The organism is Curtobacterium sp. 320 (genome assembly GCF_031455235.1).
Taxonomy (GTDB): domain Bacteria; phylum Actinomycetota; class Actinomycetes; order Actinomycetales; family Microbacteriaceae; genus Curtobacterium.
This window is the reverse complement of the sequence record NZ_JAVDSI010000014.1, coordinates 1-17,303: the sequence shown is the minus strand read 5'-3', so window position 1 is coordinate 17,303 and position 17,303 is coordinate 1. Positions and strand designations below refer to the sequence as shown.

Here is a 17,303-nt window from a genome sequence, read left to right as displayed (position 1 = left end):
ATGACGATGGTGATGGAGCCGCAGACCGAGGCCGCCTTCCAGGAGCTCAAGGCCGAGGTGACCGAGTGGGTCCGCGGTCGCGGCGAGGAGTGGGCGGAGGAGATCGAGCGCACCGGACAGGTCGCGCCCGAGCTGTTCCAGGAGCTCAAGGACAAGGGGTGGCTGTCGCTCGCCGCCCCGGCCGAGCTCGGCGGACGGGGCATCCCGTTCTCGCGCTACCTCGAGATCATGGAGATCGTGTCGCGCTCGCACGCGTCGATCCGCATGCTCGTGCACGTCATCAACGGCACCTGGCGCGCCATGCAGCCGTACGCGACGCCGGAGCAGCTCGACGAGGTCGTGAAGCCGAGCGTCGCCGGTGACAAGCTCGTCGCGTTCACGCTGACCGAGGCGACCGCGGGCACAGGTGCCGACATCCGCACGACCGTCCGCCGCGAGGGCGACACCTACGTGATGAACGGCGAGAAGCACCTCATCACGTTCGGCGTGAAGGCCGACTACTGGCTCATCGCCGCGCGCCTCGAGGGCACCACGGGCCAGGACGGCACCGTCGCGTTCCTCATGCCGAACTCCGGCCTGCCCGGCGCCGAGGTGATCGACGACTCCGACACCATGGGCATCCGTGGCACCGACCACGCGATCCTCCGCTTCACCGAGACCCCGATCCCGGCGTCGGCCCGTCTGGGCGAGGAGGGCCAGGGCCTCGAGGTCGCGCTCGGCGGCTTCCTGCTGCCGAGCCGCGTGTCCGTCGCGATGAGCGCGGTCGGCCTCGCCGAGCGTGCGAACGAGCTCGCCGTCGAGTACGCGAACAAGCGCGAGACGTTCGGCAAGAAGCTCTCGAGTCGGCAGGCGATCCAGTTCTACGTCGCGGAGAACTACGCCGACATCGCCGCCGCGCGCGCCCTCGTCCTCGAGGCGGCCCGCGCCTACGAAGAGGGCCGCCCGGACGCCGGCACGCTGTCCAGCGCCTCGAAGATGGTCGCCGTCGACATGCTCGCCCGCGTCACCGACAAGGCACTGCAGGTGCACGGCGGCCAGGGCTACTGGAAGCGCAACGCCATCGAGCGCGTCTACCGCGACGCGCGCGCGCAGCGCTTCGAGGAGGGCACCAACGAGATCCAGAAGCTGGTCGTCGGCCGCGCCGTCGTGACCGGCCAGGCCGGGTTCTGACCCGCAACCACTCCATGGCCTGGAGGCGCGGTGCGGGCCCCCACCGCGCCTCCAGGCCCTGACAACGCAAGGAACACATTGGCTGCAACCACTGCTCCCATCGCCCTCATCACGGGTGCCTCCCGCGGCATCGGCCGCCTGCTCGCGCAGAAGCTCGGCCAGCGCGGCGTCACCGTCGTCGTGACGTACAAGGGCAACGCCGACCTGGCCGAGGAGTCGCTCGCCGACGTCAAGGCCGCCGGCGGCGACGGGATCACGGCGCAGGTCGACATCGAGCAGCCCGAGTCGATCGACGCGCTGTTCGACCTGGTCCGCGACACGTACGGACGCCTCGACTACTTCGTCGCCAACGCCGCCGCGAGCGCCTTCAAGCCCGTCGCGGACCTCAAGCTGCACCACCTCGACCGCAGCTACGCCACGAACGCCCGCTCGTTCGTCCTCGGTGCGCAGCGTGCCGCGCAGCTCATGGACAAGGGCGGCCGCATCGTGGTGGTGACCTCGTACGGCTCGCTCCGCGCGTTCCCGACGTACGCCGCGCTCGGTGCCGCGAAGGCCATGAGCGAGTCCTACATGAAGTACATGGCGGTCGAGTTCGGGCCCCGTCAGATCACCGTGAACGCGGTCAACGGCGGGCTCATCGACACCGACTCGCTCGAGTACTTCTACACGAAGGTGCCCGGTCAGGCGCCGATCGACACCGTGTTCGAGAAGCTCCCGCTGCAGCGTCCCGGCACCGCCGACGACATGGCCGACGCGGTGGACTTCCTGCTCTCCGACAAGGCCGGCTACATCACGGGCCAGGTGCTGTCGGTCGACGGCGGCCTGACCGTGATCGCCCCGCCGTTCTGGGCGGACACGACGTCCCCGCTGCGCGACGCGGTCCTGCCGCCGGCCGACGCGGCTGCCGACTCGGCTGTCGACACGGCAGAGTAGGCGCATGAGCACCGTCGCCATGCCCGACCTCGCCGTCGTCTCCTCGCCGTGGACGCTCGGCCCCCTGACCCTGCCGAACCGGGTGGTCATGGGGTCGATGCACACCGGGCTCGAGGTGCACGACGACGGCGGGGCCGGCATGGCGGCGTTCTACCGTGAGCGCGCCGCGGGCGGTGCCGCGTGCATCATCACCGGCGGCATCGCGGTGAGCGACGAGGCCCGTGGTGGCCCGGACTTCGCCGTGTTCGGCGTCGGGGGAGCGGACGAGCGGTTCCGTGCGGCGGTCGACGCCGTGCACGACGCCGGTTCGGTGATCCTCGCGCAGCTCTTCCACGCAGGGCGGTACGCGCTCGCGTCGGGCATGGTCGACCGGCACGGGGAACCCCAGCGTGTGGTGGCCCCGTCCGCGTTGCCGTGGGCGGCTGCCCGTGGCGTGGTGCCGGTCGAGCTGACCGCCGCCGAGATCGAGCAGACCATCGAGGACTTCGCCGACGCCGCCCGGTCCGCGCGGGACATCGGCTTCGACGGCGTCGAGATCATGGCGTCCGAGGGCTACCTCATCAACCAGTTCCAGTCGCCGCTGACGAACCTGCGCGACGACGAGTGGGGCGGGGACGCGGTCCGGCGTCGTCGGTTCACGGTGGCGGTCGTCGACGCCGTCCGCAGGGCGGTACCGGACCTCGCCGTGACGATCCGGCTCTCCGGCGCCGACCTGATGCCCGGCTCGTCGACCGACGACGACGTCGACGCGCTCGTGCACGAGCTGCTGCCCCTCGGCCTCGACGGGATCTCGGTCGGCATCGGCTGGCACGAGTCCCGCACGCCGACCGTGCAGGCCGCGGTGCCGCACGGCGCGTGGCTCGCGTACGCCGCCCGCATCGCCGGCGTCGTCCGCGCTTCGGCGTACCCGGACGTGAAGGTCATCGCGTCGAACCGGATGACGGACCTGCGCGACGGTGAGGCCGTGCTGGCCGACGGGCTCCTCGACGCGGTCGCCCTCGCGCGCCCGTTCCTCGCCGACCCCGCGATCGTGAACCGGTCGCTCGCCGGCGCCTTCGACCTCGTCAACACCTGCATCGGCTGCAACCAGGCCTGCCTCGACCGCTCGATCGTCGGCCAGCCCGTGTCGTGCCTGGTCAACCCGCGCGCCGCCCGCGAGGTCGCCTTCCCCGCTCGCCCGACGACCGACCCGAAGCGCGTCGACGTCGTCGGTGGTGGCCCGGCCGGGCTCGCCGCCGCGGTCGACGCCGCTCGTCGCGGCCACACCGTGACCCTCTGGGAGGCGTCCGACCGGCTGGGCGGACAGTTCGACCTCGCCGCGCTGGTGCCCGGCAAGGAGGACTACGCGGCGACGGTCCGCGCCGCCCGCGCCGAGCTCGAGGACCGCGGCGCGACGATCCACCTCGGTCGGGCCGCCACGGCCGCCGACCTCACCGCGAGCGAGGCCGTCGTGCTCGCCCCCGGTGTCGTGCCCCGGACGATCGACGTCCCCGGTGCCGACCTGCCGCACGTCCGGTCCTACGAGCGGGCGCTCCGCGAGGGCGTCCCCGCCGGGACCGTCGTGATCATCGGCGGCGGTGGGATCGGCGTCGACACGGCGGCGTTCCTCGTCGAGTCGCCCGACGAGGCCCGGCGAGCGACCGAGTTCGGCGCCCGCTGGGACCTCGACGTCGCCGACACCGTCGTGGGAGACGTGCCGCAGCGGCTCCCCGTGGCGACCCGCACGCTCCGACCCGGCGGCGACGTCACCGTCCTCCGTCGCTCGGGCAAGTTCGGGCAGGGCATCGGCATCACCTCCCGCTGGGTGGCGATCGGCCGGCTCCGGGACGCGGGCGTGCACCTGGTCGGCGGCGTGCAGGAGTACCTCCGCATCGAGCCCGGTGTGCTCTGGATCCGCGACGAGCACGGCGAGGAGCGCGGCGTCCCCGCGGACAACGTGGTGGTCTGCGCCGGGCAGGAGCGGGCACTCGGGACGGGTGCCGAGGCGGGCGCAGGGCCGTCCGACGGACTCGAGCCGCGCCTCCTGGCAGCCGGTGTTCCGTACGCCGTCGTGGGCGGCGCACGTGACGCCCGGAGCGTCGACGCGGTGCGTGCCACGTCCGAAGCGCTCGAAGCGGTTCGGCGACTCGCACCCTGACGGCGCGTCCCGACTCGCTTCTCGCTCGGAAACCTGCAAGAATGAACGGTCGAATCGTGTCCGCTCGACCCTCTATCCAGCGGATCACGTTCTCATCGAGCTTCCACCGTGTGTGCCCCCACGCCCGCGGTCCGGTTCAACCACAACAACACGCAACAGGAGCATTTGTGGCTGTCAAGATTCGTCTCAAGCGTCTCGGTAAGATCCGGGCGCCGTACTACCGCATCGTCGTCGCCGACTCGCGCACCAAGCGCGACGGTCGCGTCATCGAGGAGATCGGTCAGTACCACCCGACCGAGGAGCCCTCGGTCATCAAGATCGAGTCCGAGCGTGCGCTCTACTGGCTCGGCGTCGGCGCGCAGCCGACCGAGCAGGTCGCGGCCCTCCTCAAGCTGACCGGCGACTGGGCCAAGTTCAAGGGCGAGAAGGACACCGAGTCCAAGGTCAAGGTCGCCGAGCCCAAGCAGGCGTTCGTCGTGGACTCCTCCAAGAAGGCCGTCCTCAAGCCGAAGTCGGAGAAGACGGCCCCCGCCGCCGCTCCGGCCGAGTCGGCCGACGAGACCGCAGAGACGACCGAGGCGTAATTCCTTGCTCGAATCCGCGCTGACGCACCTCGTCAAGGGGATCGTCGATCACCCTGACGACGTGCGCGTCGCCAGTTCCACCTCCGCGCGGGGCGAGGTCCTCGAGGTGCGTGTGCACCCCGAGGACCTCGGCCGCGTGATCGGTCGCGCCGGACGGACCGCAAAGGCGCTGCGCACCCTCGTCTCGGCTCTCGCCGACGGCAAGCGGGTGCGTGTCGACGTGGTCGACACCGATTCCTAGGGAGACGACCCAGCTCCGGGTGGGTCGCATCACGAAGGCGCACGGGCTCAAGGGCGGCATCAAGCTCGAGCTCTACACCGACGACCCGGATCGTCGGTTCACGCCCGGAGCCGTGTTCACGCTCCAGGTCCCGGACGACTCGCCCTGGGCCGGCAAGACCATCGCGCTCGACGAGCTCCGCTGGTACAACGGCCACCCGGTCGCCTTCTTCGAGGGCATCGGGGACCGCACCGCAGCCGAGACGCTCGCGCGGGCGATCCTCTGGGTCGAGCAGGACGCCGACGCCGAGACCGGTGAGGACGACGCCTGGTACGACCACCAGCTCGTCGGGCTGACGGTCCTCCGCGACGGCGTCGAGGTCGGTACCGTCGCGCGGGTCGACCACCTGCCGGCGCAGGACCTCCTCGCCATCGACACCCCGTCGCGGGGCGAGGTCCTCGTGCCGTTCGTCTCGGCGATCGTGCCCGCGGTGGACATCGCCGCCGGCACCGTCACCGTGACGCCGCCGACGGGCCTGTTCGAGGACCCCGAGGACACGTCCCGACCCGAGACCGTGACGGACTAGCGCGCGTGCGCATCGACATCGTCACGATCTTCCCGGAGTTCTTCTCCGTGCTGGACGTCTCGCTGCTCGGCAAGGCCCGCTCCGGCGGCCTGCTCGACCTGCACGTGCACGACCTCCGCTCGTGGACGACCGACCGGCACCGCACCGTCGACGACACCCCGTACGGCGGGGGAGCGGGCATGGTCATGAAGCCCGAACCGTGGGCGCTCGCGCTCGAGTCGCTGTTCCGGCCCGACGGCTCGTCGACCCTGGTGGTCCCGACGCCCGCCGGCACGCCGTTCACGCAGTCGATCGCGCGCTCGCTCGCGTCGACGTCGGACCACCTCGTGTTCGCCTGCGGGCGGTACGAGGGGATCGACGCCCGGGTCTTCGAGTGGGCCGCGGCGCACGCCACGGTCGTCGAGCTCTCGCTGGGCGACTACGTGCTGAACGGCGGCGAGGTCGCTGCGATGGCGATGATCGAGGCCGTCGGGCGACTCGTGCCCGGAGTCGTCGGCAACCCCGAGTCCCTCGTCGAGGAGTCCCACGAAGACGGGCTGCTCGAGTACCCCTCGTACACGAAGCCCGCGTCCTGGCGTGGCTTCGACGTGCCGGACGTGCTGCTCAGTGGGCACCACGCCCGGGTCGGTGCGTGGCGGCACGAGCAGCAGGTGGAGCGGACGCGGCGCGTCCGGCCGGACCTGCTGCCGGACGCGTAGCGCGCGGCTGGCGCTGCGGGCGTCTGTCGCTCTCGCGGCACGGACCGTGCCGCACGGCTGTGACCCGTCGCTTTCGCAGCTTCGGCGCCGGCCGCGCACTGCGAGACGGGAGGCGCGGGAGCGGCCCGCACCGCGCCTCCCGGCCCGGACGTGACCACCTGGGCTCGGTGCGCCGCTGGCTGCGGACCCTCAGGCGGTCGCGTCGGCGCGCTGGGCGCGACGCAGGGTGAGGACCTCGGGGCCGGCGTCGGTGACGGCGACCGTGTGCTCGACGTGCGCGGCGCGCGAGCCGTCGACGCTCTTGAGCGTCCAGCCGTCGTCGTCCTGGAACAGGTCGGCGGTGCCCTGCATGAGCCACGGCTCGATCGCCACGACCAGCCCCTTCTGGAGCTTGAGACCGCGCCCGGGGCGGCCGTCGTTCGGGACGTGCGGGTCGCCGTGCATCGTCCGGCCGACGCCGTGCCCGCCGAACTGCAGGTTCACGTCGTAGCCGGCGTCCTTCGCGACGCGACCGATCGCGTAGGAGACGTCGCCGAGCTTGTTGCCCGTGCGGAACTGGGCGATGCCCGCGGTGAGCGCGCGCTCGACGGTGTCGATCAGGCGCTGGTCGTCCTCGCGCGGGGTGCCGACCTGCACCGTGACGGCGGAGTCCGCGACCCAGCCGTCGACGCTCGCGGCGAAGTCGAGGCTCACGAGGTCGCCGTCGACGAGCACACGGTCGTACGGCAGGCCGTGCAGCGCCGCGTCGTTGACCGAGGTGCAGAGGTTCTTGCCGAACGGCGACTTGCCGAACGAGGGGTGGTAGTCGACGTAGCAGCTCACCGCGCCGCGGTCGGCGATCATCCGTGCGGCCACCCGGTCGAGGTCGAGCAGGTTCACGCCGACGTCGACGGTGTCGAGCAGTTCGTCGAGGACGTCGGCCACGAACCGACCGGCGGCGCGCAGGCCGTCCAGCTCGGCGGGGGTGCGGAGTTCGATCATGGGACCATCCTCGCGCGTTTTGCGGACGTGGGTTGCTGTGGCAAGATGGGTAGCCGTGCCCTGGCTGGACTCTGCCACGGGGGAGTCGCCGACACCGGGCACGCACCTTCACTTACCGAATTCGATCCGCGGCGACCCGTGTGCGTCCGCAGAGAGTGACCCAATCATGAGCCAGCTCCTCGACCACGTCGACGCAGCGTCGCTGCGCACCGACGTCCCGGACTTCCGCCCCGGCGACACCATCAAGGTGCACGTCAACATCATCGAAGGCACGCGCTCGCGTGTCCAGGTGTTCCAGGGCGTCGTCATCGGACGCCAGGGTCACGGCCTCGGCGAGACCTTCAAGGTCCGCAAGGTGAGCTTCCAGGTCGGCGTCGAGCGCTGGTTCCCGGTGCACTCGCCGATCATCGACCACATCGAGATCGTCACCAAGGGTGACGTCCGTCGTGCGAAGCTCTACTACCTCCGCGAACTCCGCGGCAAGGCTGCCCGTCGCAAGATCAAGGAGAAGCGCGACTCCTGATCGCCTTCACAGTGAGCGTCCGCGAGCCGGACGCCGCTGTCGGCCCCTCGTCCATGTACGGTTGTGCATCGACGGGGGGCTTTCCCTTTTCGTGGACTCCTGCGGTCCGCGACGGGATCCTGTGGTTGAACGAGAGCGGAAATGACGGACACGACTGACGAAACCGGGCGCCGGCCCCGTGTCGAGAAGAAGCGGAACGGTGTCCTCACCTTCCTCCGCGACCTCGTCATCATCTTCATCGCGGCGTTGCTCGTCTCGTTCCTCGTCAAGACCTTCCTGATCCGGTCGTTCTACATCCCGTCGGCGTCGATGGAGAACACGCTGCAGATCAACGACCGGGTGATCGTCAACGAGCTCGTGCCCGACGTGGTGTCCCTCAAGCGCGGTGACGTCGTCGTGTTCAAGGACCCGGGCGGGTGGCTCACCGGCTCCGAGGTGCCGAACGTGACGCCGACGACGCAGCCGGCGAAGGCCATCGACTGGCTCCTCACCCAGGTCGGCCTCGGCACCGGCGACAGCGACGACCACCTCATCAAGCGCGTCATCGGCCTGCCCGGCGACAAGGTGTCCTGCTGCAACGACCTCGGGCAGATGTCCGTGAACGGCGTGCCGATCAAGGAGCCGTACCTCAAGCTGCCCACGGGGGAGACCCGCGCCTCGGGGACCGACTTCTCGGTGACCGTGCCGAAGGGCACCATCTGGGTGATGGGCGACAACCGCTACGACTCGAAGGACTCGCGGTACAACGGCGACACCCCGTCGAAGGGGTTCGTGCCGCTGTCCGACGTGACCGGCCGTGCCTTCGTCATCTCGTGGCCGTCGAGCCGGTGGACCTGGCTGGACGACCACCCCGAGGTGTTCGCAGGCGTGGAGGAGCGAGAGAAGTGACCGCCGTCCGGCCGTCGCTCCGGCTCGAGAAGAAGCTCCTGGCCGACGGCCGGGTGACCGTCATCGGGATGGACGAGGTGGGCCGCGGCGCGATCGCCGGACCAGTCGCCGTCGGGGTCGCTGCCGTGACGCTCGACATCGGCCGGGTGCCCCAGGGACTCGCAGACTCGAAGCTGCTCACCGCCGCTCGTCGCGAGGCCCTCGACCCCGTCGTCCGCCGGTGGACCCGGACCGCGGTGGGGATGGCGTCCGCCTCGGTGGTCGACGAGCAGGGCATCGTGCCGGCGCTCGGGCAGGCCGGTGCGTCGGCGATCGGGGCCCTCGTGGCGGATGGCCTCTCGCTCGACGGGGCGGTGGTCGTGCTCGACGGCTCGTTCGACTGGCTCACCCGTGCCGTCCCCGTGACGCTCCGGCTGCCGTCCGACCCGCTCGAGGTCGTGGTGCGGGTCAAGGCCGACCGGGACTGCGCCTCGGTCGCTGCGGCCTCGGTCGTGGCGAAGGTCGCTCGTGACGCGCTGATGACGGCTGCGCACGACGAGGCGCCGCACTACGCGTGGGCGTCGAACAAGGGGTACGGGTCGACGGCGCACTACGACGCGATCCGATCGGTGGGGGCGCACGCACTGCACCGGAAGAGCTGGTTGCACCAGGCGTCGAGCGTGGCGCTGGACGGGTTCGCCGAGTTGGACGCGCTGGCGGGCTGAGCGCGATCGGTCGCGCGTCGGGCTGCGCGGCGGTCGCGCGTTGTGGTGTGGGTCGGTCGCGGTGTGTCGTCGGTGCTCCCGTCGCCGTAGACTGTGGGCGCGATGGATGACGACGAATTCGACGACTACGACCGCGAGGTCGAACTGGCCCTGTACCGCGAGTACCGCGACGTCGTGTCGCAGTTCCGGTACGTGGTCGAGACCGAGCGACGTTTCTACCTGGCCAACGAGGTGGAACTCGCCCGCCGTGACACCGAACACGATTTCTACTTCGAATTGACGATGAACGACGTCTGGGTGTGGGACGTCTACCGTTCCGACCGATTCGTGAAGTCCGTCCGGGTGCTGACGTTCAAGGACGTGAACGTCGAGGAACTCACTTCCCGCGAACTCGAGCTGCCGAAAGAACTCGCGCTCGACGAGTGATCTTCACTTCTTTTCGGTGGATCTGAGAATCGCCGAGACAATTGTGCCGGAATGCATTGCGCCCGCTAATGTGAAGGGGATTTCCCGTCCCCCTGCACAAGGAGCACGTCATGGCACAGAAGGTCACCGTTCAACTCGTCGACGATCTCGACGACACGCCCATCACCGCCGGCTCGGGTCGGACCGTCGAATTCGCCTTCGACGGATCGTCGTACGAGATCGACCTGACCGACGACAACGTCGACAAGTTCCGTGAGGCGATCTCCGACTACGTCGCCGCTGCGCGCAAGGTCTCCGGCCGCCGTTCCGGTGGGACTGCTCCGAAGGCGGCGCCGAAGCGCGGCAACTCGGAAGAGCTCGCCAAGATCCGTGAATGGGCGAAGGAGAACGGGTACGAGGTCTCGACCCGCGGGCGTATCTCCACCCAAGTGCAGGAAGCCTACGCAGCCGCACACTGAGTGCCCCTGCTGCAGGACCCCGGACGGCTTCGGCCGACCGGGGTCCTTCCTTGTCCTCCACAAGTCGTCTTCCGCCGATTCCCGTCCACAAATCGTCGAGGTGCGACTCGATGGCGCTTCGATTCCCGGGATCGTCGTGGCGGAGGCAACGACATGGAACGAACACCGCTGCGGAACAGCAGTCTCGGACGATTCGGCGAAGAACAGGCCGCGGAATGGCTCGAACGCCACGGGTTCCGCGTCGTCGAACGCAATTGGCGATGCGCCCGCGGGGAGATCGACATCGTCGCGTGGCAGTCCTGCACGCTGTGCTTCATCGAGGTGAAGACCCGGTCGGGGAACGCGACCGGCCATCCGTTCGAGGCGATCACGGCATCGAAGGTCACACGACTGCGCCGCCTCGTGCCGGCCTGGTTCGCGGACCATCCGGAGGTGTCGGCGCGGATGATCCGCATCGATGCCGTCGCCGTGCACGTCGACGGTGACCGCGTCGGGGTCGAGCACGTGGCGGGTGTGCTGTGACGACGGACATCGGGCGCGCGTCGGCGATCGCGCTCGTCGGGGTCCAGGGGCGCGTGATCGAGGTCGAGGCACACCTCACGAGCCAGCTGCCCGGCTTCAGCATCATCGGGCTGCCGGACGCGGCCCTGGGCGAAGCGCGTGAGCGGGTCCGGTCGGCCAGCGCCGTTGCAGGCTGTCCGCTCCCGGCGCGGCGGATCACCGTGAACCTCACCCCGGCGTCGATCCCGAAGCGTGGTTCCGGGTTCGACCTCGCCATCGCCATGGCGGTCCTCGGGGCCGAGGGCATCGCGCCGCAGGTCTCCCGCGATGTCGCGTACATCGGCGAGCTCGGACTCGACGGGCGGGTCCGGCCCGTGCCCGGGGTCATCCCGATGGTGATCGCCGCGCGGGACGCCAGCATCCACACGGTCGTCGTGCCGTTCGGCAACGTCGAGGAAGCCCGGATCGTGCCGGGCGTCGAGGTGATCGGCACACCGTCGCTCCGGGCGAGTGCGATCACCGCCGGTGCGCTCCTGCCGCCGGTCGAGACCGACCCCGTCCTGCAGCCCGCGGTGGCAGAGGTCCGTCCGGACGTGCACGACCTCGCAGACGTGATCGGCAACGCCGTCGGCGTCCGCGCGGTGATCGCGGCCGCGGCCGGAGGGCACCACGTGTTCCTGCTCGGCCCGCCCGGTGCCGGCAAGACGATGCTCGCCGAGCGGCTGCCGGGGCTCCTGCCGGACCTCGACCCCGAGGCGGCGCTCGAGGTCGCGGCCGTCCGCTCCGTCAGCGGGCTCGGCAGCCAGTCCTGGAGCGTGCGACCGCCGTGGGAAGCGCCGCACCACTCGTCGTCCGCGATGGCCCTGATCGGTGGGGGCTCGGGGCTCCTCCGCCCCGGTGCCGTGTCGCGGGCCACGCGCGGGGTGCTCTTCCTCGACGAGGCGACCGAGTTCCCGCGGGCGGTCCTCGACGCGCTCCGCCAGCCGCTCGAGTCCGGTCGGATCACGATCCACCGCAGCGTCGGCAGTGCCGAGTTCCCCGCACGGTGCCAGGTCGTGCTCGCGGCGAACCCCTGCCCGTGCGGCAACGCAGGGACCCGGGGTGGCCCACTGTGCTCCTGCAGCCCGAGCACGGTGCGGAAGTACCTCGGCCGTCTCTCCGGACCGCTCCTCGACCGGATCGACATCCGCGTGGCGGTGCCCCGGGTGACGACGGGCACGATCCGCTCGGCGGAGGGCACCGCGCCCACCACGGCCGAGGCGGCAGCGCGTGTGGCCGCAGCCCGACGTCGGATGGCCGATCGGCTGCACGGCACCGGCTGGGCCTGCAACGCCGAGGTCACCGGGCCGTGGCTCCGGTCGGAAGGTCGGGCCGAGCCGGGCGCGACGGCACCCCTCGACCGGGCGCTCGACTTCGGCACGCTGACGATGCGGGGGTGGGACCGGGTCATGCGGTTGGCGTGGACGATGGCCGACCTCGACGACGTCGAGCGTCCGGGCTCCGCCGAGGTCCGGCGCGCGCTGACACTGCGGAGCGCGCTGTGACCGCGCCGTCCGGCGACGACACCCTCGCCCGGGTCGTCTGGAGCGTGCTCGCCGAACCGGGCGACGCCGTCGCCGGGGAACTCGTCGCGGCGCTCGGACCGGACGAGTCCCTCGCACTGGTCCGTCGTGCGGCTGCGGGCGGCGCGAGCGAACTCCTCGAGCAGGTCGGTACGGACGCCTCGTTCGCCGATGGACCCGACCGGGTCCGCGCGGCACTCGAGTCGGCGTTCGACCGGTGGCGACCGCGACTCGGGGGAGCGGACGACCGCGCCGTCGCGGCCATGGCGTCCGCCACGGCGGTCGGCGCGCGCCTCCTCGTCCCGGGCACGCCCGAGTGGCCGAGCGGGTTGGAGGACCTCGGGCCGCACGCGCCGTTCGTGCTCTGGAGCCGATCCGAGCTGGACGACCCGGTCGGCGCCGCGGGCTGCCGCGGGGCGCTCGCGATCGTCGGGTGCCGGGCGAACACCGTCGCCGGAGCCGAGGCCACGGCGGAGATCGCCTCCGTCGCGGCGGACGACGGCGTCGAGATCGTGTCCGGTGGCGCGTACGGCATCGACGCAGTGGCCCACCGGGTCGCCGTCGCCGCCGGGACCCCCACGACGGCGGTGCTCGCCGGCGGTGTCGACCAGTTCTACCCAGCGGGCAACCACGACCTGCTGCGCAACGTGCTCGGACGGGGCCGGGTGCTGTCCGAGTCGCCACCGGGGACCCGGCCGACGCGGTGGCGCTTCCTGCACCGCAACCGGCTGATCGCTGCCCTCTCCGGGGCGACGGTGGTCGTCGAGGCCGCTGCTCGTTCGGGGGCGCTCAACACCGTCCACCACGCGCTGCACCTCGGTCGTCCGGTGTTCGCCGTGCCCGGGCCCTTCGCGTCGGCCGCCTCGGTCGGGTGCCACCGGTTGATCGCCGACGGGAACGCCCAGATCGTCGTCCAGCCCCGTGACCCGGTCGCAGCGGTGTCCGCGGTCGCCGACCACGACGCGCCGCCGGTGGCGGAGGTCCTCGCCCTCCGGACCCGGTCGGATCCGCACGTCACGCGGGCGCTCGACGCACTCGACCGGCGGCCGCTCCCGGTGGAGGAGATCGCCCGTCGCAGCGGGCTCTCCGTCGACGACACGGCGGACGCGCTCGCCCTGGCGCAGCTCGAGGGGCTGGTGGTGGCCCTGGCCGAGGGATGGTGCCGACGATGACGGACGTCGGACCTACGCTGGGCGGGTGACGGAACGCACCGGGGAACGGCTCGCAGTGGCGGTGGACGCGTTCCTCGCGCACGCCCGCCACGGCCGCGGACTCAGCGAGCAGACCGTCCGCGCCTACGCCAACGACCTCGAGCAGCTCATCGCGTTCGCCACCGCACGCGGAGTCGATCGGCTGTCGGACCTCGGCCTCGAGCTGCTGCGCGACTGGCTGTGGGATGCCGACCACCGGGGCCTGGCTCGGTCCACCATCGCTCGCCGGTCGTCGTCGGTCCGGGCGTTCACCCGGTGGGCGAGCGAGTCCGGGTGGATCACGTCCGACCCGGGCGTGCGGCTCCGGGCGCCGAAGGGGGCGTCGCACCTCCCGCGCGTGGTGTCGTCCGACCAGGTCCGGACGATGCTCGACGGATTGGCCGCTCGGGCTGCGACCGACGATCCCGGCGCGCTGCGCGACCTCGCGGTCGTGGAACTCCTGTACGCGGCGGGGATCCGGGTGAGCGAACTCGTCGGCATCGACGTGCGCGACCTCGATCGGGGCCGGCTGACCGTCCGGGTGCTCGGCAAGGGCGGGAAGGAGCGCGTCGTGCCGTTCGGGGTTCCCGCACGCGACGCGCTCGAGGCGTGGCTCGACCGTGGTCGCCCGGCGTTGCTCACCAGCGCGCAGGCGGGCGACGGCCCCGCGGCGGACGATGGCCCCGCGGCGGGCGGTAGCCGCTTGGCGGTCGGCGGCCGCGCTGCGGGCGGTGGCCGCGCGGCGGTCGGCGGTGCCCGGAACGCCGCGCCGGCAGCGGACGCGCTGTTCCTCGGTGACCGCGGTGGCCGGCTCGGGGTCCGAGGCGCGTACCGGATCGTCGCTCGGCTCCTGCAGGACCTGCCGGGCGAGGGCCCGAGCGGTCCGCACACCTTCCGGCACACGGCGGCGACGCACCTGCTCGACGGGGGAGCGGACCTCCGTGCCGTGCAGGAGCTGCTCGGGCATGCCAGCCTCGGGACGACCCAGATCTACACGCACGTCTCCTCCGCACGGCTGCGGGAGGTCTACCGCACGGCACACCCCCGCGCCTGACCGGACTCACCCCGTCCAGGCGGACTCGGGCAGCAGCACCGGCCACGCCGCCGCGGGCAGGTACGGCGTCGGATCGACGTACCGGTCGTCGAGCCGTGCGCCGAGGTGCAGGCACGGGTTCGCTGCCGGACAGTGGCCGACCGACACCGTGCCCACCGCGTCACCCTGCGCCACGGCGTCCCCCGTCGCAACCCTGGGCGCGACGGAGTCGACCGTGCTCCGGAGCCCGCCGCCGTGGTCGATCGTCACGACCCCGCGTCCGGCGACCTGCCCGGCGAACGTCACCGTCCCGTCGTCGACGGCCACCACCACGGTCCCGAGGGGTGCCCCGACGTCGATCCCGCGGTGGCCGGCTGCGTAGTCGTCCGCCGGGGCCTCCCACGGCCGGCCGACCACCCGGCTGCCGGTCGGCCACACCCACGGTGCCTCCGCCGTCGCGCGGCCGAGGTCGGCACGGGAATCCTCGAGCGGCGGCGGGACGACCCGGTCCACCACGGTTGGGACGGCACCGGGTCCGGTGACGAGTCGGCCGGTCTCGACCAGCGGTGCGCCGGCCGCCCACCGGTTGCCCGCGGAGAGAAGCCACACGACGAGCGACACGACGAGCACCACGACCGCGCCGACGGCGACGGCGGGGACTGGATGACGGAACGGCATGGGCACAGCCTCCCGGCGGTGGACGCGGAGCGTGTCGGCGGTGCGTCGAACTGTGGAGGGCGAGCCGCGCCTCCTGGCTTGTGGAGGGCGAAGCGCGCCCGATGCGTGCGCAACGGGCGACATCATCGGTGTCGTACGACGTCGACCATGTCGCAACCGGGCGGACGCAACCGTTGCGTGCGCGCCGGAGCGACAACATCGCTGTCGTACGACGTCGACCATGTCGTTCCGAGTCGGACCGCACCCACCCCGCCCGCGCGCCGCACCCACCCCCCCCCGCCCGCGCGCCCGGTTGGCCCCCGCGCCCGATCCGGGAGTACAGTCGGGGCCGCTCCGGAACACGCAACGCCGCTCGGACGGCGAACCAGCCGACCGCCGGGGCACCGTGCAGCATCCCGCACGGCGGCGGGAAACCTGGAGCATCGTGTCGAACGCGACAACGCAGCACGGCGAAGACCGTGCATTCAAGGGGAAGGTCACGCTGTTCGCCATCGCGGCAGCGGTCGGCGGCTTCCTCTTCGGATTCGACTCGTCCGTCATCAACGGTGCGGTCGAGGCCATCAAGGGCGAGTTCGGCCTGTCCGAGGCCGCGAGCGGCTTCGCCGTCGCCTCGGCACTCATCGGCTGCGCGTTCGGCGCCTACTTCGCCGGCCGCCTCGCGGACCGCTGGGGTCGCACGCGCGTCATGTTCTGGGCCGCCGTCCTGTTCTTCGTGAGCTCGATCGGCAGCGCGTTCGCGTTCGCCACCTGGGACCTCGTGATCTGGCGCCTCGTCGGCGGTCTGGGCATCGGCACCGCGTCGGTCATCGCGCCGGCGTACATCTCCGAGGTCTCGCCGAAGGCCATCCGCGGTCGCCTGGCCTCGTTCCAGCAGCTCGCGATCACGCTCGGTATCTTCGCCGCGCTCCTGTCCGACCAGCTCTTCGCGGTGACCGCCGGCGGCGCCTCGGAGCAGGTGCTCGGCCTCGCCGCGTGGCGCTGGATGTTCCTGGTCGGCGTGATCCCCTCGGTCGTCTACGGCGTCCTCGCCATCACGCTCCCCGAATCGCCGCGCTTCCTCCTCGCCAAGGGCAGGACCGACGACGCGCGCGAGGTGATGGGCAAGATCGTGCCGCGCGACACGGTCAACACCAGCCTCGAGGAGATCCAGGACGGCATCAAGAAGGAGGCCAGCGAGAAGAAGGGCTCCATCCGGGGCAACCGCTTCGGGCTCCAGCCGATCGTCTGGGTCGGCATCATCCTCGCGGTGCTGCAGCAGTTCGTCGGCATCAACGTGATCTTCTACTACTCGACGACGCTCTGGCAGGCGGTCGGCTTCAAGGAGGACCAGTCCTTCCTCATCTCGACCATCACCTCGGTCGTGAACGTCGCCGTCACCTTCATCGCGATCTTCACGGTGGACAAGCTCGGTCGGAAGCCGTTGCTCATCGCGGGTTCGACGGGCATGTTCGTGTCGCTGCTCATGGTCGCGATCGCGTTCTCGCAGGCGACGATCGTGAACGGCGAGCCGAACCTCCCCGGTGCGTGGGGCGTCATCGCGCTGATCTTCGCGAACCTCTTCGTCGTGTCGTTCGGCGCCACCTGGGGCCCGCTCATGTGGGTCCTGCTCGGTGAGATGTTCCCGAACCGCATCCGTGCGACCGCACTCGGCATCGGGTCCGCGGCGAACTGGATCGCGAACTTCCTCGTCACCATCACGTTCCCCGTCCTGTCCGGCTTCAACCTGACCGTGACCTACGGCATCTACGCGCTGTTCGCCCTGCTCTCCCTCTTCTTCGTCATCGCGAAGATCCCGGAGACCAAGGGTCGCTCCCTCGAGGAGATGGGCATCACGGCCGAGGGCGACACGGTGGACGCCAAGGCCTGACGCACCAGCGTCACCACCGTCCAGGAGGCGGGGGGGGGGGGGGGCCCCCCCCCCCCCCCCCCCCGGGGCCCCCCCCCCCCCCCCGCCGGGGGGGGGGGGGGGGGGGGGGGGGCGCGGGGGGGGGGGGGCCCCCCCCCCCCGCCCGCGCGCCCGGTGGGACCACC

At 71.6% G+C, this 17,303-nt stretch carries 19 protein-coding genes; 17 read left to right on the top strand and 2 right to left on the bottom strand.

Translation table 11 applies throughout. From position 1 onward, the window contains the following. The 7 genes from J2X60_RS15985 to trmD all read left to right on the top strand — a co-directional run bounded on the left by J2X60_RS15985 (position 1) and on the right by trmD (position 6,328). Positions 1 to 1,170 (top strand): acyl-CoA dehydrogenase family protein, encoded by a 1,170-nt coding sequence (locus J2X60_RS15985; RefSeq protein WP_071302165.1) that lies wholly within the window; start codon positions 1 to 3, stop codon positions 1,168 to 1,170. Between the two features lie 78 nt (positions 1,171 to 1,248). Next, the gene (locus J2X60_RS15980; protein ID WP_309779843.1) at positions 1,249 to 2,103 is read left to right on the top strand and encodes an SDR family oxidoreductase; all 855 of its coding nucleotides are present in this window, start codon (positions 1,249 to 1,251) and stop codon (positions 2,101 to 2,103) included. A gap of 4 nt (positions 2,104 to 2,107) precedes the next feature. Next, on the top strand, positions 2,108 to 4,240 hold the full coding sequence (locus tag J2X60_RS15975) for an FAD-dependent oxidoreductase (RefSeq protein WP_309888878.1): 2,133 nt from the start codon (positions 2,108 to 2,110) through the stop codon (positions 4,238 to 4,240). 167 nt (positions 4,241 to 4,407) lie between these two features. Next, the gene (gene rpsP / locus J2X60_RS15970; protein ID WP_070416404.1) at positions 4,408 to 4,824 is read left to right on the top strand and encodes a 30S ribosomal protein S16; all 417 of its coding nucleotides are present in this window, start codon (positions 4,408 to 4,410) and stop codon (positions 4,822 to 4,824) included. A 4-nt stretch (positions 4,825 to 4,828) separates the two neighbouring features. After that, positions 4,829 to 5,065, top strand: a complete 237-nt coding sequence (locus J2X60_RS15965; RefSeq protein ID WP_022902329.1) for an RNA-binding protein — start codon at positions 4,829 to 4,831, stop codon at positions 5,063 to 5,065. 19 nt (positions 5,066 to 5,084) lie between these two features. Next, positions 5,085 to 5,630: a ribosome maturation factor RimM gene (gene rimM / locus J2X60_RS15960; protein WP_022905821.1), complete on the top strand. Its 546-nt coding sequence runs from the start codon at positions 5,085 to 5,087 to the stop codon at positions 5,628 to 5,630. Positions 5,631 to 5,635: 5 nt separating this feature from the next. Beyond that, positions 5,636 to 6,328, top strand: coding sequence for a tRNA (guanosine(37)-N1)-methyltransferase TrmD (trmD, locus tag J2X60_RS15955; protein WP_070416402.1), 693 nt, complete (start codon positions 5,636 to 5,638; stop codon positions 6,326 to 6,328). Positions 6,329 to 6,517: 189 nt separating this feature from the next. On the opposite strand, the gene map is transcribed toward trmD, so the two are convergent. Further along, positions 6,518 to 7,309, bottom strand: coding sequence for a type I methionyl aminopeptidase (gene map, locus J2X60_RS15950; RefSeq protein WP_070416401.1), 792 nt, complete (start codon positions 7,307 to 7,309; stop codon positions 6,518 to 6,520). 166 nt (positions 7,310 to 7,475) lie between these two features. On the opposite strand from map, the gene rplS reads away from it, so the two are divergent. The 9 genes from rplS (at position 7,476) to J2X60_RS15905 (ending at position 14,615) form a co-directional block, all read left to right on the top strand. Further along, entirely contained in the window at positions 7,476 to 7,832 is a 357-nt protein-coding gene (gene rplS / locus J2X60_RS15945) for a 50S ribosomal protein L19 (protein ID WP_022905818.1), read from the top strand. A 141-nt stretch (positions 7,833 to 7,973) separates the two neighbouring features. Then, positions 7,974 to 8,720: a signal peptidase I gene (gene lepB, locus J2X60_RS15940; protein ID WP_309888871.1), complete on the top strand. Its 747-nt coding sequence runs from the start codon at positions 7,974 to 7,976 to the stop codon at positions 8,718 to 8,720. Further along, positions 8,717 to 9,424: a ribonuclease HII gene (locus J2X60_RS15935; RefSeq protein ID WP_309888869.1), complete on the top strand. Its 708-nt coding sequence runs from the start codon at positions 8,717 to 8,719 to the stop codon at positions 9,422 to 9,424. The genes lepB and J2X60_RS15935 overlap by 4 nt, the downstream gene beginning before the upstream one ends. Positions 9,425 to 9,526: 102 nt before the next feature. Further along, complete coding sequence (locus tag J2X60_RS15930; protein ID WP_070419101.1) at positions 9,527 to 9,850, top strand: DUF2469 family protein; 324 nt, start codon at positions 9,527 to 9,529, stop codon at positions 9,848 to 9,850. Positions 9,851 to 9,960: 110 nt separating this feature from the next. Next, entirely contained in the window at positions 9,961 to 10,308 is a 348-nt protein-coding gene (locus J2X60_RS15925) for an Lsr2 family protein (RefSeq protein ID WP_070416398.1), read from the top strand. A 153-nt stretch (positions 10,309 to 10,461) separates the two neighbouring features. Further along, positions 10,462 to 10,830, top strand: coding sequence for a YraN family protein (locus J2X60_RS15920; RefSeq protein WP_070416397.1), 369 nt, complete (start codon positions 10,462 to 10,464; stop codon positions 10,828 to 10,830). Beyond that, on the top strand, positions 10,827 to 12,353 hold the full coding sequence (locus tag J2X60_RS15915) for a YifB family Mg chelatase-like AAA ATPase (RefSeq protein WP_309888867.1): 1,527 nt from the start codon (positions 10,827 to 10,829) through the stop codon (positions 12,351 to 12,353). Before J2X60_RS15920 ends, J2X60_RS15915 begins: the two co-directional genes overlap by 4 nt. After that, positions 12,350 to 13,543, top strand: coding sequence for a DNA-processing protein DprA (gene dprA / locus J2X60_RS15910; RefSeq protein WP_309888865.1), 1,194 nt, complete (start codon positions 12,350 to 12,352; stop codon positions 13,541 to 13,543). The genes J2X60_RS15915 and dprA overlap by 4 nt, the downstream gene beginning before the upstream one ends. Before the next feature lie 25 nt (positions 13,544 to 13,568). Beyond that, positions 13,569 to 14,615 (top strand): tyrosine recombinase XerC, encoded by a 1,047-nt coding sequence (locus J2X60_RS15905; RefSeq protein WP_309888863.1) that lies wholly within the window; start codon positions 13,569 to 13,571, stop codon positions 14,613 to 14,615. Positions 14,616 to 14,621: 6 nt separating this feature from the next. Here the strand turns inward: J2X60_RS15905 and J2X60_RS15900 are convergent, their stop codons facing one another. After that, positions 14,622 to 15,272, bottom strand: coding sequence for a M23 family metallopeptidase (locus J2X60_RS15900; RefSeq protein ID WP_309888861.1), 651 nt, complete (start codon positions 15,270 to 15,272; stop codon positions 14,622 to 14,624). Between the two features lie 424 nt (positions 15,273 to 15,696). On the opposite strand from J2X60_RS15900, the gene J2X60_RS15895 reads away from it, so the two are divergent. Beyond that, positions 15,697 to 17,139, top strand: a complete 1,443-nt coding sequence (locus J2X60_RS15895; RefSeq protein ID WP_071296160.1) for a sugar porter family MFS transporter — start codon at positions 15,697 to 15,699, stop codon at positions 17,137 to 17,139. Positions 17,140 to 17,303 lie beyond the last annotated feature (164 nt).

Coding starts and splice junctions, on each gene's coding strand:
- J2X60_RS15920 (WP_070416397.1), top strand. CDS start 10,462: ATGGAACGAACACCGCTGCGGAACAGCAGTCTCGGACGATTCGGCGAA.
- J2X60_RS15900 (WP_309888861.1), bottom strand. CDS start 15,272: ATGCCGTTCCGTCATCCAGTCCCCGCCGTCGCCGTCGGCGCGGTCGTG.
- J2X60_RS15925 (WP_070416398.1), top strand. CDS start 9,961: ATGGCACAGAAGGTCACCGTTCAACTCGTCGACGATCTCGACGACACG.
- J2X60_RS15930 (WP_070419101.1), top strand. CDS start 9,527: ATGGATGACGACGAATTCGACGACTACGACCGCGAGGTCGAACTGGCC.
- rplS (WP_022905818.1), top strand. CDS start 7,476: ATGAGCCAGCTCCTCGACCACGTCGACGCAGCGTCGCTGCGCACCGAC.
- J2X60_RS15985 (WP_071302165.1), top strand. CDS start 1: ATGACGATGGTGATGGAGCCGCAGACCGAGGCCGCCTTCCAGGAGCTC.
- J2X60_RS15975 (WP_309888878.1), top strand. CDS start 2,108: ATGAGCACCGTCGCCATGCCCGACCTCGCCGTCGTCTCCTCGCCGTGG.
- lepB (WP_309888871.1), top strand. CDS start 7,974: ATGACGGACACGACTGACGAAACCGGGCGCCGGCCCCGTGTCGAGAAG.
- map (WP_070416401.1), bottom strand. CDS start 7,309: ATGATCGAACTCCGCACCCCCGCCGAGCTGGACGGCCTGCGCGCCGCC.